Origin of the sequence: Comamonas sp. 7D-2 (assembly GCF_022749555.1) — a bacterium.
Classification (GTDB): domain Bacteria; phylum Pseudomonadota; class Gammaproteobacteria; order Burkholderiales; family Burkholderiaceae_C; genus Comamonas; species Comamonas thiooxydans.
The window spans coordinates 2,930,276-2,943,770 of sequence record NZ_CP094238.1; the positions used below are offsets into that span (position 1 = coordinate 2,930,276).

At 57.5% G+C, this 13,495-nt stretch carries 17 protein-coding genes; 10 read left to right on the top strand and 7 right to left on the bottom strand.

Going from position 1 to position 13,495, the window contains the following annotated elements; all coding sequences use genetic code 11:
• The first annotated feature begins 97 nt into the window (after positions 1-97).
• Positions 98-391: a hypothetical protein gene (locus MPZ60_RS13425; RefSeq protein WP_034355560.1), complete on the top strand. Its 294-nt coding sequence runs from the start codon at positions 98-100 to the stop codon at positions 389-391.
• Between the two features lie 52 nt (positions 392-443).
• Here the strand turns inward: MPZ60_RS13425 and MPZ60_RS13430 are convergent, their stop codons facing one another.
• Together MPZ60_RS13430 and smpB are read right to left on the bottom strand one after the other, a co-directional pair.
• Positions 444-842 carry a DUF4259 domain-containing protein gene (locus MPZ60_RS13430; protein WP_003064869.1) on the bottom strand — a complete coding sequence of 133 codons (399 nt, stop codon included), beginning with the start codon at positions 840-842 and terminating at the stop codon, positions 444-446.
• A 103-nt stretch (positions 843-945) separates the two neighbouring features.
• A complete protein-coding gene (smpB, locus tag MPZ60_RS13435; protein ID WP_003054725.1) occupies positions 946-1,419 on the bottom strand; it encodes an SsrA-binding protein SmpB in 474 nt (157 codons plus the stop codon).
• Between the two features lie 159 nt (positions 1,420-1,578).
• On the opposite strand from smpB, the gene MPZ60_RS13440 reads away from it, so the two are divergent.
• Positions 1,579-2,031 carry a type II toxin-antitoxin system RatA family toxin gene (locus MPZ60_RS13440; RefSeq protein ID WP_003064868.1) on the top strand — a complete coding sequence of 151 codons (453 nt, stop codon included), beginning with the start codon at positions 1,579-1,581 and terminating at the stop codon, positions 2,029-2,031.
• Positions 2,024-2,386 carry an RnfH family protein gene (locus MPZ60_RS13445; RefSeq protein ID WP_034355563.1) on the top strand — a complete coding sequence of 121 codons (363 nt, stop codon included), beginning with the start codon at positions 2,024-2,026 and terminating at the stop codon, positions 2,384-2,386. The genes MPZ60_RS13440 and MPZ60_RS13445 overlap by 8 nt, the downstream gene beginning before the upstream one ends.
• A gap of 70 nt (positions 2,387-2,456) precedes the next feature.
• Here the strand turns inward: MPZ60_RS13445 and MPZ60_RS13450 are convergent, their stop codons facing one another.
• The gene (locus MPZ60_RS13450) at positions 2,457-2,960 is read right to left on the bottom strand and encodes a DUF4124 domain-containing protein (protein WP_034355566.1); all 504 of its coding nucleotides are present in this window, start codon (positions 2,958-2,960) and stop codon (positions 2,457-2,459) included.
• 97 nt (positions 2,961-3,057) lie between these two features.
• On the opposite strand from MPZ60_RS13450, the gene guaB reads away from it, so the two are divergent.
• The 7 genes from guaB to MPZ60_RS13485 all read left to right on the top strand — a co-directional run bounded on the left by guaB (position 3,058) and on the right by MPZ60_RS13485 (position 9,412).
• Positions 3,058-4,533 carry an IMP dehydrogenase gene (gene guaB / locus MPZ60_RS13455; RefSeq protein ID WP_003064862.1) on the top strand — a complete coding sequence of 492 codons (1,476 nt, stop codon included), beginning with the start codon at positions 3,058-3,060 and terminating at the stop codon, positions 4,531-4,533.
• Between the two features lie 97 nt (positions 4,534-4,630).
• Positions 4,631-4,903 (top strand): type II toxin-antitoxin system Phd/YefM family antitoxin, encoded by a 273-nt coding sequence (locus MPZ60_RS13460; protein ID WP_034355606.1) that lies wholly within the window; start codon positions 4,631-4,633, stop codon positions 4,901-4,903.
• On the top strand, positions 4,900-5,340 hold the full coding sequence (locus tag MPZ60_RS13465; RefSeq protein ID WP_003064858.1) for a type II toxin-antitoxin system VapC family toxin: 441 nt from the start codon (positions 4,900-4,902) through the stop codon (positions 5,338-5,340). The genes MPZ60_RS13460 and MPZ60_RS13465 overlap by 4 nt, the downstream gene beginning before the upstream one ends.
• Before the next feature lie 33 nt (positions 5,341-5,373).
• Positions 5,374-6,990 (top strand): glutamine-hydrolyzing GMP synthase, encoded by a 1,617-nt coding sequence (gene guaA, locus MPZ60_RS13470; protein ID WP_242881672.1) that lies wholly within the window; start codon positions 5,374-5,376, stop codon positions 6,988-6,990.
• Between the two features lie 300 nt (positions 6,991-7,290).
• Positions 7,291-8,547, top strand: coding sequence for a tyrosine-type recombinase/integrase (locus MPZ60_RS13475; RefSeq protein WP_242881670.1), 1,257 nt, complete (start codon positions 7,291-7,293; stop codon positions 8,545-8,547).
• Positions 8,548-8,607: 60 nt separating this feature from the next.
• Complete coding sequence (locus MPZ60_RS13480; RefSeq protein WP_242881668.1) at positions 8,608-8,883, top strand: hypothetical protein; 276 nt, start codon at positions 8,608-8,610, stop codon at positions 8,881-8,883.
• Positions 8,884-8,887: 4 nt separating this feature from the next.
• Positions 8,888-9,412, top strand: coding sequence for an AlpA family transcriptional regulator (locus MPZ60_RS13485; RefSeq protein ID WP_242881666.1), 525 nt, complete (start codon positions 8,888-8,890; stop codon positions 9,410-9,412).
• A gap of 16 nt (positions 9,413-9,428) precedes the next feature.
• Here the strand turns inward: MPZ60_RS13485 and MPZ60_RS13490 are convergent, their stop codons facing one another.
• The 4 genes from MPZ60_RS13490 to MPZ60_RS13505 all read right to left on the bottom strand — a co-directional run bounded on the left by MPZ60_RS13490 (position 9,429) and on the right by MPZ60_RS13505 (position 13,435).
• Positions 9,429-9,812, bottom strand: coding sequence for an AlpA family transcriptional regulator (locus MPZ60_RS13490; RefSeq protein ID WP_242881664.1), 384 nt, complete (start codon positions 9,810-9,812; stop codon positions 9,429-9,431).
• Positions 9,813-10,129: 317 nt separating this feature from the next.
• Entirely contained in the window at positions 10,130-11,938 is a 1,809-nt protein-coding gene (locus tag MPZ60_RS13495) for a hypothetical protein (protein WP_242881662.1), read from the bottom strand.
• Positions 11,935-12,411 (bottom strand): ABC-three component system middle component 2, encoded by a 477-nt coding sequence (locus tag MPZ60_RS13500; RefSeq protein WP_242881660.1) that lies wholly within the window; start codon positions 12,409-12,411, stop codon positions 11,935-11,937. Before MPZ60_RS13500 ends, MPZ60_RS13495 begins: the two co-directional genes overlap by 4 nt.
• Positions 12,404-13,435 (bottom strand): ABC-three component system protein, encoded by a 1,032-nt coding sequence (locus MPZ60_RS13505; RefSeq protein WP_242881658.1) that lies wholly within the window; start codon positions 13,433-13,435, stop codon positions 12,404-12,406. Before MPZ60_RS13505 ends, MPZ60_RS13500 begins: the two co-directional genes overlap by 8 nt.
• Positions 13,436-13,495 lie beyond the last annotated feature (60 nt).

The following is a 13,495-nucleotide window of genomic DNA, read 5'->3' on the forward strand; positions in this document are numbered from 1 at the left end:
CATACCCGCGCGGCCTTGTGCCGATAACAGCGATCATGAATTTTCATGCGTTGCATTAATGTCTTCATCATCGGCTTGCGGATAATCGGCAACCACTATGAGCGATACACCCCAAACCGAGACCTCCAAGCCCGCTGCCCCCGCCAAAAACCGCCTGGTCGTCTGGCTCATCGCCCTGCCCGTGATCATCTTTGGCGCGCTCATGCTCATCGGCCAGTTCATGGACGATCCGCTCAGCAAGCAGCGCTGGACGGAGGCAGAAACCATCAAGATCTGCTGGAAACAGACGGCCAAGCCCGAGGCCGAGCGCAAGACCCAGGAGTTCAAAGCCCCTCAGGACTGCGAACGCCTGGAGTTCGATTTCAAGACCCGCTACGGCGAAAACCCTTGAGGCAGCCGCGACGCGGCAAGCCCGGGGCAGGCGTCTTGGGTGACTGGCGGGCTTACTCTTCGCCCCAGTCTTCGTCCGCGCCCTCTTCCTCTTCTGCTGCAGCCAGCGCGATCATGCGATCGAAGGTCTCGATGATCGCGATGCGACGGTCCTGCTTGTAGCCCTCTTCGGGCTCCAGCTCGTCGATGCTCTGGTCCCAGGCCTGCAGATAAGTGGCTTTCCATTGCTCCAGCGTCTGCAGATCCGGCCACAGCGGATGCATGCCGCCCTCGGCCATGGCGCACAGCAGCTCGATGCGGCAGGGAACCAGATCGGACTCAGACTCGCCCGCCTGCAAGGCCTCGGGCGAGTCCAGGGCCTCGGCAATTTCATCGATGAGCTGGCCCGTGATATCCGCCAGCCAGTCCAATGCGGTGTCGTTATCGAAATTGCCGTGCGACCAAGTGCCCATGACCAAACTCCTTGCTGCGATATGTCAGTAAAGCAAGGCCCAACATAGCGAGCCTTGATGTCAGAACTGTGTCAGTGCGGAAGATCGATCCAGGCGCGGCAGGTCAACGGTTGCGGTTTTTCATGGCGCGCTCCACCTCGCGCTTGCCTTCGCGGTCCTTGATCACGTCACGCTTGTCATGCTCGGCCTTGCCCTTGGCCAGGGCGATCTCGCATTTCACGTAACCGTTCTTCCAATGCAGATTGATGGGCACCAGGGTATAGCCCTTTTGCTCGACCTTACCGACGAGGCGCTTGATCTCGTCCTTTTTCAAGAGCAGCTTCTTGATACGTGCCGAGTCGGGATTGACGTGGGTGGAAGCCGTCTTGAGCGGGTTGATCTGGCAGCCCAGCAGGAACAGCTCGCCGTCCTTGATCAGCACATAGCCATCGGTGAGCTGCACCTTGCCGCTGCGCAGGGCCTTGACCTCCCAGCCGTGCAGCACCATGCCGGCTTCGTGGCGCTCCTCGAAGAAATAGTTGAAAGCTGCTTTTTTATTGTCGGCAATGCGCGACGATGTTTCTGGTTTCTTGGCCATGGAATATTAGTTGCAGGCGGACCGGAGATGAAAGCTCTCCCTACAATACTGGATTGCCGTCTCGCCTCTGAGCGATGATTTTAGTTTCGCATCGCGCCTCTGGGTGCATTGGCCTAGGCCAATTCCCTGCTCTTGCGCCCTGCTGATTGCTCTTTGTTCATGAAAAACGTCAACAAGTCCGTCCTCATCTGGTACAGCCCCGAAGAAATGTTTGCCCTCGTGACGGACGTGGCCCACTATGCCGACTTTCTGCCCTGGTGCGATCATGCCAAGATTCTGGAGCAGGACGACACAGGCATGACAGCCGAGGTGGGTATTGCGTTCAGCGGACTGCGCAAGTCTTTCGTGACGCGCAACACGAACAGTAGCATGGATGACGGCGGCAAGCAGGTCAGCATGCGTCTGGTCAAGGGACCTTTCTCGCGCCTTGAAGGCCACTGGCGCTTTCATCCTGTAGGCGACGGCACGCAGCGCGCCTGCAAGGTCGAGCTGCAGCTGGACTACGGCTTCGAGAACGGTGCCGTAGCCGCCATCATCGGCCCGGTCTTCGACCGCATCGCAGGCTCCATGGTCGACGCCTTCATCAAGCGAGCCGAGCAAATCTATGGCTGATGCACTGCCGGAGGTGATCGACATCACGGTCTGCATATCGCCCTGCTCCGGTACGGTACAGGAAGCCTTGTTGCAGCTTCCCGCAGGCAGCACCGTCCAGCAGGCGCTGGACGCCGTGACCGCTTCAACAGCATTGCCGGACCTTCAAGTACCCGAACCCTTGGCCGGCATGGTCGGAATCTGGGGCAAGGTCGCGAATCCGTGCCAGGTTCTCAAACATGGCGATCGTCTGGAGGTCTATCGCCCGCTGACCGTAGACCCCAAGGTTGCCCGACGCGAACGCTTTGCCCGCCAGGGCGCGCGCAGCGCCGGACTTTTCAAGCGTCAGAGAGACGGGGCCAAGGCGGGTTACTAGCCAACAGGACTCAAAAAAAGCGCCTTCAGAAGGCGCTTTTTTATCGAGATCCCGGCGAAGACTCCGGCGACTACTGCGCCGGCTCGGCCATGGGCCCGCAATCGGAAGCGATCACGGCATCGGCGCGCTTGATCTCGGCATCGCGCGCGGCCTCATCCATGAAGCCACGCTCGCCCTTGGCATTCACATGGGAGAGCAAGCGACCCGACGCCAGGGTTGTCTTGGCCTGCCTGGCACGATTGCAGTTGTCCTGGCGCTGCCTTTCCTTTTGCAGTCTGTCAGCCTGGGTCTTGGCTGCTTCCTGCTCCTGCATCTTGCGCTTTTGCTCTTCCAGCCCCTTGTCCACACCGGCGTCCGCCACGGGCTTGGCCGCGCCGACCTCCGGCACAGCAGAAGGTGCTGCGGGCCTGGCTCCGCCGGGGCTGCGCAAAATATTCTTGGCAGGGATATCGGTCGGCGGAGCCCTGTCGCTGAACACCTTGCGCCCCTGACCATCAATCCATTGCCACTGGGCAATTGCGGGGACCGTGCAGCAGGCAATGGCTGCAAACAAAGCGAACTTGATGGCGTGCATGGAGTCAATAAGTCTTGGACTGGCGTTGGGGATTCTGGGTCACGAGCCCACATTGTGCGGCAAGTCACAGGTACAATCTTTCTTTTGGAGCCATCACATGCGCCTTCTCGGAAAAGCACTGACCTTTGACGACGTCCTGCTCGTTCCCGCCTACTCCGAAGTCCTGCCCAAGGACGTTTCCCTCGCCACCCAATTCACTCGCAATATCCGCCTGAACCTGCCCCTGGTGTCTGCCGCCATGGACACGGTGACAGAAGCGCGTCTGGCCATCGCCATTGCGCAAGAAGGCGGTATCGGCGTGATCCACAAGAACATGACAGCCGAGCAGCAAGCCGCTGAAGTGTCCAAGGTCAAGCGCCACGAATCCGGTGTGGTGCACGACCCTGTGGTCATCACCCCCGAACACACCGTGCTGCAAGTGCTGCAGCTGTCGGAAGAACGCGGCATTTCGGGCTTCCCCGTGTGCGACGGCGGCAAGGTGGTCGGCATCGTGACCAGCCGCGATCTGCGCTTCGAGACCCGCTACGACGTCAAGGTCAGCCAGATCATGACGCCCCGCGAAAAGCTGATCACCGTCAATGAAAAAGACGGCACCAGCCCCGCCGAAGCCAAGGCACTGCTGAACAAGCACAAGCTCGAACGAATCCTGGTGGTGAACGACGCCTTTGAACTCAAGGGCCTGATCACTGTCAAGGACATCAACAAGCAAACCACCTTCCCCAATGCCGCGCGTGACGCATCGGGCCGCCTTCGCGTGGCTGCCGCTGTCGGCGTGGGCGCTGGAACCGAAGAGCGCGTGGAACTGCTGGTCAAGGCCGGTGTGGACGCGATCGTGGTGGACACGGCTCACGGCCACTCCAAGGGCGTGATCGATCGCGTTCGCTGGGTCAAGCAGAACTACCCCCAGGTGGACGTCATCGGCGGCAATATTGCCACCGGCGCTGCCGCCCTGGCTCTGGTGGAAGCCGGTGCCGACGCGGTCAAGGTCGGTATCGGCCCTGGCTCCATCTGCACCACCCGTATCGTGGCCGGTGTGGGCGTGCCCCAGATCATGGCCATCTCCAATGTGGCCGACGCCCTGAAGGGCACCGGCGTGCCCCTGATCGGTGACGGCGGCATCCGCTTCTCCGGCGATATCTCCAAGGCCCTGGCCGCTGGCGCCTCCACCATCATGATGGGCGGCATGTTTGCCGGCACCGAGGAAGCTCCTGGCGAAGTGATTCTGTACCAGGGCCGCTCGTACAAGAGCTACCGCGGCATGGGCTCCATCGGTGCCATGCAGCAAGGCTCCGCCGACCGTTACTTCCAGGAATCCTCCACCGGCAACCCCAATGCCGACAAGCTGGTTCCCGAAGGCATCGAAGGCCGCGTCCCCTACAAGGGCTCCATGGTCTCCATCGTCTATCAGATGGCTGGCGGCGTGCGCGCCTCCATGGGCTACTGCGGTTGCGCCACGATCTCCGAGATGAACGAAAAGGCCGAGTTTGTGGAAATCACCGCAGCCGGCATCCGCGAATCTCACGTGCATGACGTGCAGATCACCAAGGAAGCGCCCAACTACCGCGCTGACTAAGCAAGCCCCTTGAAATCTGACCAGATTGAAAAATCTGGTCAGAATGCTAAAATCTGGCCTGAACTACTGGTTCTAGCCAGATTTTTTGTTTTCCATCATGCAATCTATCGGTATCTACGAAGCCAAAAGCCGCTTTTCCGCCCTGGTCGAAATGGTCGAGCAAGGCGAAGAAGTTCGCATCACGCGCCATGGCAAAGAAGTCGTGCGCATGCTGCCCATGCGCCGCAAGCCCGTGATCACCGATGAACAGATTGCCCGCGAGCTGGAGCAGATCTCGGCCCTGCAGCAGACAGTGAAAGCTCAAGCAGCCACAAACCCAGCGGCGAACAGCATCACCGGTTTGCGCCACACAGGACGGAGCCAGGCATGAGCGCCACCGCTTTTGTGCTCGATGCATCCGTCACCGCCGCCTGGTTGCTGCCTGACGACGCCAGCGAGCACACCAGACGCCTCTACACCCGTATCCGCCGCGATGAAGTGGACCCGCAAGCCCCCAACCTCTGGCAGTGGGAATGCGGCAACCTGATTGCATCGGGCGTCAATAATGGCCGTATCCCGCAGACTTCGGTCGAAGGCCTGTGGGGCGTGCTGGAAGCCATTCGCCACCGCGTGGAGCTGCACGACCTGGCTCCTGCACAGCACAAGGCCGTGCTGGATGTGGCGCTGGACACCGGCCTGCCCACCTACGATGCCGCATACCTGTGGCTGGCGCAGTCGCTGCGCCTGCCACTGGCCACATTCGATGCAGCCCAGATCGCGGCCGCCCGCAAAAGCGGCGTCACCGTCTGGGCTCCCGAAGATTTCTAATCCCTTTTTGCCACCCTCTTGCCCTTGATCACCATGCAACACGACAAGATTCTTATTCTGGACTTCGGCTCCCAGGTCACGCAGCTGATTGCTCGCCGCGTGCGCGAAGCCAATGTCTACTGCGAAGTTCACCCCTGCGATGTGAGCAGCGACTGGGTGCGCGAGTTTGCCGCCGACGGCAAGCTCAAGGGCATCATCCTGTCCGGCAGCCATGCATCCGTCTACGAAGTGGACGACCGCGCTCCCGACGCCGTGTTCGAGCTGAACCTGCCCGTGCTGGGCATTTGCTACGGCATGCAGACCATGGCCACCCAGCTGGGCGGCAAGGTCGAAGGCTCCAACACCCGTGAATTCGGTTACGCCGAAGTGCGCGCCCATGGCCACACCAAGCTGCTGGAAGGCATCGAAGACTTCGCCACGGCCGAAGGCCACGGCATGCTCAAGGTCTGGATGAGCCACGGCGACAAGGTCACCGAACTGCCTCCAGGCTTCAAGGTCATGGCCTCCACGCCGTCCTGCCCCATCGCCGGCATGGCCGACGAAGCACGTCGCTACTACGCCGTGCAGTTCCACCCCGAAGTCACGCATACCGTGCAGGGCCAGGCACTGCTCAACCGCTTTGTGCTCGACATCTGCGGCACGCAAGCTGACTGGATCATGGGCGACTACATCGAAGAGGCCGTGGTCAAGATCCGCGAGCAGGTGGGCGATGAAGAAGTGATCCTGGGCCTGTCCGGCGGCGTGGACTCCTCCGTGGCTGCAGCCCTGATCCACCGCGCCATCGGCGACCAGCTGACCTGCGTGTTCGTTGATCACGGCCTGCTGCGCCTGAACGAAGGCGATATGGTCATGGACATGTTCGAAGGCAAGCTGCACGCCAAGGTCGTGCGCGTCGATGCCTCCGCCCTGTTCCTGGGCGAGCTGGCCGGCGTGTCCGAGCCCGAGCAAAAGCGCAAGATCATCGGTCGCCTGTTCGTGGACGTATTCAAGGCCGAAGCCGAAAAGCTCAAGGCAGCCAACGCCGGCTCCAAGGGTGCAACCTTCCTGGCCCAGGGCACCATCTATCCCGACGTGATCGAGTCCGGCGGCGCCAAGAGCAAGAAGGCCGTCACCATCAAGAGCCACCACAACGTCGGCGGCCTGCCCGAGCAACTGGGCCTGAAGCTGCTGGAGCCCCTGCGCGACCTGTTCAAGGACGAAGTGCGCGAACTGGGCGTGGCCCTGGGCCTGCCCCGCGGCATGGTCTACCGCCACCCCTTCCCCGGCCCCGGCCTGGGCGTGCGCATTCTGGGTGAAGTGAAGAAGGAATATGCCGACCTGCTGCGTCGCGCAGATGCCATCTTCATCGAAGAGCTGAACAACTGGATCGACGAAAAGACCGGCAAGAGCTGGTACGACCTGACCAGCCAGGCCTTCACCGTGTTCCTGCCCGTCAAGAGCGTGGGCGTGATGGGCGACGGCCGCACCTACGACTACGTCGTGGCCCTGCGCGCCGTGGTCACCAGCGACTTCATGACTGCCGACTGGGCCGAGCTGCCCTACGGCCTGCTCAAGAAGGTCTCCGGCCGCATCATCAACGAAGTGCGCGGCATCAACCGCGTCACCTATGACGTGAGCACCAAGCCACCAGCAACCATCGAGTGGGAGTGAATTGACGTCCTTCGGGGACTATCGCTAGCCATCGAAAAACCGCCGTAACGTGTTGATTTAAAAAGAAATACGTCACGACAGCTATCGATGGCTATCGCCGGCCAGCGGAACAGGTTGGCGGTAAATGTGGCGGTAAGAACCTGAGGCCGGATTAAGACCCTCCCGTTCACTATTGAGACCAAACCGGTCTTTGACGGTAAAAGTCTCCTCTGGAAAGCTGATTTCATGCGGCTTTCCGGGCATCAGCAGGTCTCCTGACCCCTGACGGTAAAAGCCGTCACCAACAGGAGGAAAACCTCGATGCTTACCGACACCGCACTGCGTAATTTGAAGCCTAAGTCATTGACTTATAAGGCTTCTGACCGGGATGGGATGTACGTAACGGTATCGCCCGCCGGTACCGTCACCTTCCGCTACGATTACCGTCTCAACGGTCGTCGTGAGACCCTGACCATTGGCCGCTACGGGCCGGCGGGTATTTCGCTGGCGATGGCCCGCGAAAAGCTGATCGACGCCAAGAAGGCCGTCGCTCAAGGTAAGTCCCCTGCGCTGGAGAAGCAGCGCGAGAAGCGTCGGCTGACGGCCGCCAAGACATTTGGCGACGTGACCGAGAGATGGCTAGCCGGCGCTCGAATGGCAGACAGCACTAAGGCGATGCGCAAGAGCATCGTCGATCGGGACATCCTGCCGGCCTTTCAGAACCGGCAACTCAACGAAATCACCGCAGATGACCTGCGCGCGCTCTGCAACAAGGTGAAGGCGCGCGGTGCGCCCGCCACGGCGGTGCACGTCCGCGACATCGTGAAGCAGGTTTATGCCTTTGCCATCCTGCACGGCGAGAAGGTTGACAACCCGGCCGAGGGCGTGGGCGCCGCGTCGATTGCCACCTTTGTGCCGAAGGATCGGGCTTTATCGCCGCTGGAGATCCGGCTGATGGCACGGCAGATGGAGTCGGTGGCCACCTATCCGACCATCAGGCTGGCGCTTCGCATGATCCTGCTGACCCTGGTGCGCAAGAGCGAACTGATCGAGGCGACTTGGGATGAGGTGGACTTCGAGAACGCGACATGGACGATTCCGAAGCAGCGAATGAAGGGTCGGAATCCGCATGTGGTGTATCTCTCGCGCCAGGCGCTGGACATTTTCGTGGCGCTGCACACCTGCGCGGCCGGCTCCAAGTTTGTTCTGCCGTCGCGCTACGACGCCGACCGCTGCATGTCGAAGGCGACCTTGAACCGGGTTACGCAGATCGTGGCCGAACGCGCCAAGGTGGCAGGTCTGCCGCTGGAGCCGTTCACCGTCCACGATCTGCGCCGTACCGGCTCGACACTGTTGAACGAAGTCGGCTTCAATCGTGACTGGATCGAGAAGTGCTTGGCACATGAGGACGGACGGTCTTCTCGTTCGATCTACAACAAGGCCGAGTACGCCGAGCAGCGTCGTCACATGCTGCAAGAGTGGGCCAACATGGCTGATGCCTGGATCGACGGGCAAACCTACGTGCCGACGCTGATGCCGGAGAACGTGGTCGTGCCGACGTTGAGTGTGACGGCCTGAAGCAGTGCTCTGGTTGTCACTTGACAACCACAGCGATTATCCCGATACTGGAGATCACTGATGATCCGTTCCTCTCATTCAAAGAAAGAGGTCGAGGACGCTCTCAGGCACGCCGAAGGGCAAGGCTGGCGCGTCGAAGTCGGCGGCAGCCACGCTTGGGGGCGGATTTACTGCCCATACAACGATGAGGAATGCCGCTGCGGCGAGTTCTGCATCACCAGTGTATGGAGCACGCCAAAGAACCCCGGCAACCACGCGCGCGGCTTGCGGCGCGTCGTGGACAACTGCACTACGCATCGCAAGCAGCAACAAGCTGACGACGGTGCCAAGGAGTAGCGCGATGGAATATACATTTACCTTGAAGTACAAGCTCGGTGATGACGAGGGCGATACCGATGCACTGGTTGAACGGCTGGGCGAAGCCGGCTGCGACGATGCCTTGGTCGGCATCGGCCAACCGGGGCGCTTGGCGCTGGAGTTCACCCGCGAGGCGGCCGATGCGGATGAAGCGGTGCGCAGCGCGTTGGCTGACGTACGCCGTGCCGCGCCGGCTGCCCGGTTGATAGAGGTGACGCCCGATCTGGTCGGGTTGACTGATGTGGCCGAGATTGTCGGCGTGTCGCGGCAGAACATGCGTAAGCTGATGCTTGCCCATCCGGGAAGCTTTCCGGCGCCGGTGCATGAAGGCAGTACGTCGATCTGGCATCTGGCGGACGTGCTGGCCTGGTTGCAGGCCAAGGGAAGCTATGCGCTGGCCAAGGACGTTCTGGACGTGGCGCGAGTGGCCTTGCAGGTCAACGTTGCGAAGGAAGGACAACGGCTGCCACGCTCGGCGTTCAACGAACTGGAAGCCTTGGTAGGTTGAGTGCCGCTACTGGACCTCATGCTTCGCTCGAACCCGCCCGGACAGGGCGGGTTTTTCGTTGGTGAACATCGGGTCTGATGGTGTAGTCGCGAGGAGCCTGCTTTCGTTCTTCGACCCATGCCTCCACTTCGGCCAAATCCCACACGACGCAGCGCGGCGTCAGGTTGAACCTGCGTGGGAACTCACCGCGGCGCTCCATTTCGTAGATTGTCGTTTCGGCCAGGGGGACGATCTGTCGCAGCTCATTGCGACGGATGGTGCGACGGAAGGGAAGAGGACTGCGCTTCGGGAATTGAGGCAGCGCCTCGTAGGCATCAGTGCCGGGCAAGGGAAGCGAGTGGCCAGCGTTGCTACTGGCTGCATTGGATTCTTGCGGTCGCTGTTCCACGTCGTACTCCATGATCTTTTTGCATGGAGACATGGTGCGGTTCAGTACCTATCGGGACAACTTACTGCAGCGTAGAAGAGAGAATTCTGTGCGCTCACTAGCGCATATGCAGCGGTGAGTACTAAGCGTGTGGCGGGGGGGGGGTCGTAGTGTTCTTGTGCAAGGCAATCAACATGGCCGCCTCTTTGCAGAGCCTTGCCATGTTGCCAGAACAGCTTGGAGCACCTCGCGGCCCTAGAGCAAGGGATGCTTGTTTTTAAGGAACCAATTATTCGGGGCCCGGCATCAATTTAAAACGGGTGAGTGCATCGTTCGGTTGCAGGCTTGCTTTAAGCAGGAAAGAAACCAGATCGCCCATTTGTGTTGCCCGCCCCGACAAATTCCGTGAAGTTCAGCTTCCTCAAAGTCTCAGAGCTCGGTTCCTCATTCTCCAAAATGATGATTTGACCGGGTTCAGCGCGATTAGCAAGCCAAGCATAGAAGCGATCCTTTACACTTTCATCAAGAAGCTCTTCGCCGTCGCTATCGGCCCCATGCTTTGGGTCTTTATAAGTAACGACAGGGGAATCTATGACGGTCAAACCAAGGTGCGGATGTCCCTTGTCAACCGCCCGTTCCATCAAGGCAACCATATATGCTGCCAGGAAAATACCTCGCTTTCCCTTACCATAAGATGTGCGCTTGCGATGGTTGATTTCGATATCGGACACGCCATCATCAAAATGAATGGCCTCTACGCCTGGCACACCCCAATCATCTAAAAGCTCCTTGACTCTTGTACATAGCGCTGTCGAGCTCTCCGACATATCCCTATCAACGATCTGCTTTTTCCTCTTACTTTTTTCCTTCATTTCGGCTAGTCGCATCTTGAGACTATCAACCCTCGACAGGCTGCTAACCGCCACAGTAAGCTCCGCTTTTCTCTGGGAAAGAGAGGTCAGTCCATTCTTAGTGTCAATATTTTTTGGTGCTAGAAGGGTATTTTGTTTTTGATCATTCTCATGCGCTTCTTTCTCGTTGCTTCTCATGGCTTCTGTTGCCTCCTTGAGATCGCCGAGAACATCTTGCAAGGCTCCCTTTAAGCCTTCCCGTAAGCCCGAAATTTTCTCGTTTTCAGCAAGGGCTGCCAAACGCAGCATAGGCGCTTTTTCATTCTGCTCTTGATGACGTAACTGATGCTGAATGTCTGTGCGACACAATGGACATGGACGAGTCTCGAAACTCGTAGCGACTGAGGCAGCCGAAGCTACAGCCTGCAAGCGCTGTTGATCACTAACATACTTTTTGTCGAGCAGCCGAAACCGATTCTCTGCCTCCTTGAGTGCGGAGAATTCACGGAACAATCGCCGCCCCTCTTTGTCAATTTCCAAGCGAGCCTGCTTAAGTTCAGCAAGCTCCGATGCATAATTTTTCATGTAAAGGTTGATGGCTTCGATCTCGTCTGTTACCTTGGCTAGCCCTTCTTGTGCATTTTTCAACGTCAGCCCGTCAGGCACGTCCGCGAGCAAGCTGGTGATCTGTTCATTAATGGCTTCAACATGACCCTTCGCAACATTTCGATCATTTGTAGACGGAGGAAGAAGCATTTCGGAATCATCGGAGCCTCGAAGGATTACGGCCAATGCAGATTTATTCCGGGTTTTAAGATTGGTATCTTTACCCTCAAATGGAACGTTATCTAGTGTCCCGATTTCATCAAAAATGCTGACGCGCCGAAGATCTCCAGCAGTCAAGTTTCCAAGCTGTCCGGCCTTAGCCAGTATCTTCATATCAGTGGCATCACACCAGATTGGCAATAATTCACTGACTCCTTGGTCAAGCGCTACAGCTCGATTCTGCGGTGGATGTACATGAAAGCCCTCATAGACCACCTCCGCTCCATCAAACAGATCGCGGAACAACGTAAATTGGCGCCCATCCGCTAGTTCCACTTGAAGTGCCGCACGAGTGTACCCCTCTGAGTAACCTACGTCCTTTGGCTTATCGCCGCCACCAAGACAGTATCTAAAGCACTCGACAATGTACGATTTCCCGGTGTCCGTTGGACCAAAAACAAGGTGGGATTGCCCATCTAATTTTAGACTAGCTGGCTTTTTATCAGGCCCCGTTACCAACAATTCATAAAGACTAATTGTCACGTTGTGGCTCCTGATAGTTCAGGTGAAACGAACTCAGCACCCCACAAGGCACCACGTGCTCCAAATATTCTCTCGATGTCTTTTTCATCTTTATCAGCCAGAGTAGAAGCTACCCACTGGCAGCGCTTGTAAAGCTCCCGTGAATATTCACCGCCAATTAAACCAACCAAAGCAGGACCGTTCTCGCCGAGCTGAAAACTAATACCACAACGCGCAGCTTCTACATCTACGAAAGAATGCTGCGCCATCAAATACAGCCCTTCTTCGATCACCTCTCTTCGGCTGGTGTATTCTCCGCCTCGCAGCGGAACGGGCGTATGCAGGCTTTCTGGACCGTTCAAGTCGGCAGAATAGATGGCAGCATAATCAAAGTAAACCAATCGCTGCAAATCAACCTTTCGAGGATAAAGTGCCATTAGAAGATAGACCATCCTGACGCCAAGCTCAAAAGGAGTGTTGAATACTTCACTCATTTTCATCCACCCATTTGACCCGCCCTTGGTTCGCAAGGTGATGACAGGTGCCTCCAAGATCTCCTGCTTGCAATCGCGCATGCAAAGGGTTCGCTGTCACCTGCAATCCATTTGCCGTAGCCAATACTTTGGTCAATCTGGTCAGCCCATCTGGGTGTGGATAGTTCAGATCACTTCCAACGCCAACCTCAACCTGGTTCACCAACTCATCGAATGCACCTGGAAGTTTGTCTCGACTGAAACGATTCAGTCCCTCAGCACTATAAAAAAGCATTCGTTGAGATTTGAAGTGTTTCTTGTATTTATTCGGTATTTCCGACGGTAGAGAAAAAGCAATCTGACCTGCCTCTTGATATACGTCAAAGAGCTCCTTGACATACTGATGCTCTTCCGCTTCAGGGGTCTCAGGCATCACGGGATTAGGCTGCCGGGCAGGCAGCACCCCAAAAACTTCCCAATGCTTATCTGAGCGCGCATGAATTTCCAGCAGATCTGCAGTGGTCTTAACCTTGATGAGGTTAAATTGAAAATTATTTATAAAATCCTCTAATTCTGGAGTTAGGGCTTGCCTGAATGTTCCAAAATTTCCATTTTTTTCTTTCCATTCCGAAAGAATCCAGGCCTTAAATTTTTCGGGGTTCAATGTGTAATCATGCAACGCAGGGCCGACCCTTAGCGCGCATATGTAATAATTTTTGGGGCAGGTATATGCACCTGAGAAGACGCACCACAGGAATTTTGCGAGTTCGGAGGCAAAACCACTTGGTGACAAAGTTCCCGCATAATATTTCCCTTGATATAAATCCCAAGTGAATTCAATTGGAAGCTGCTGCGAATAGCCACAAACATCCCTGCCTTTATCGCCTGCCCCTCCGAGGCGAACCACTTGAAGGTATATTCCTTCTATTTTAAGTTGCCGAGCGCAGCGCTCAATGAATGTCTCCCACTGTTCATCATTCAGCAGAAGCAGGCGCTGTTCGGGCGTTGGTTGCTCGGGGCCAGGATGATAAATGGAGGAATTCATTTTTCCTATTAAAAGCTAAGCTTGTGCTGTGAAGCGAAGATGCGTGATGAAGTTCATTGC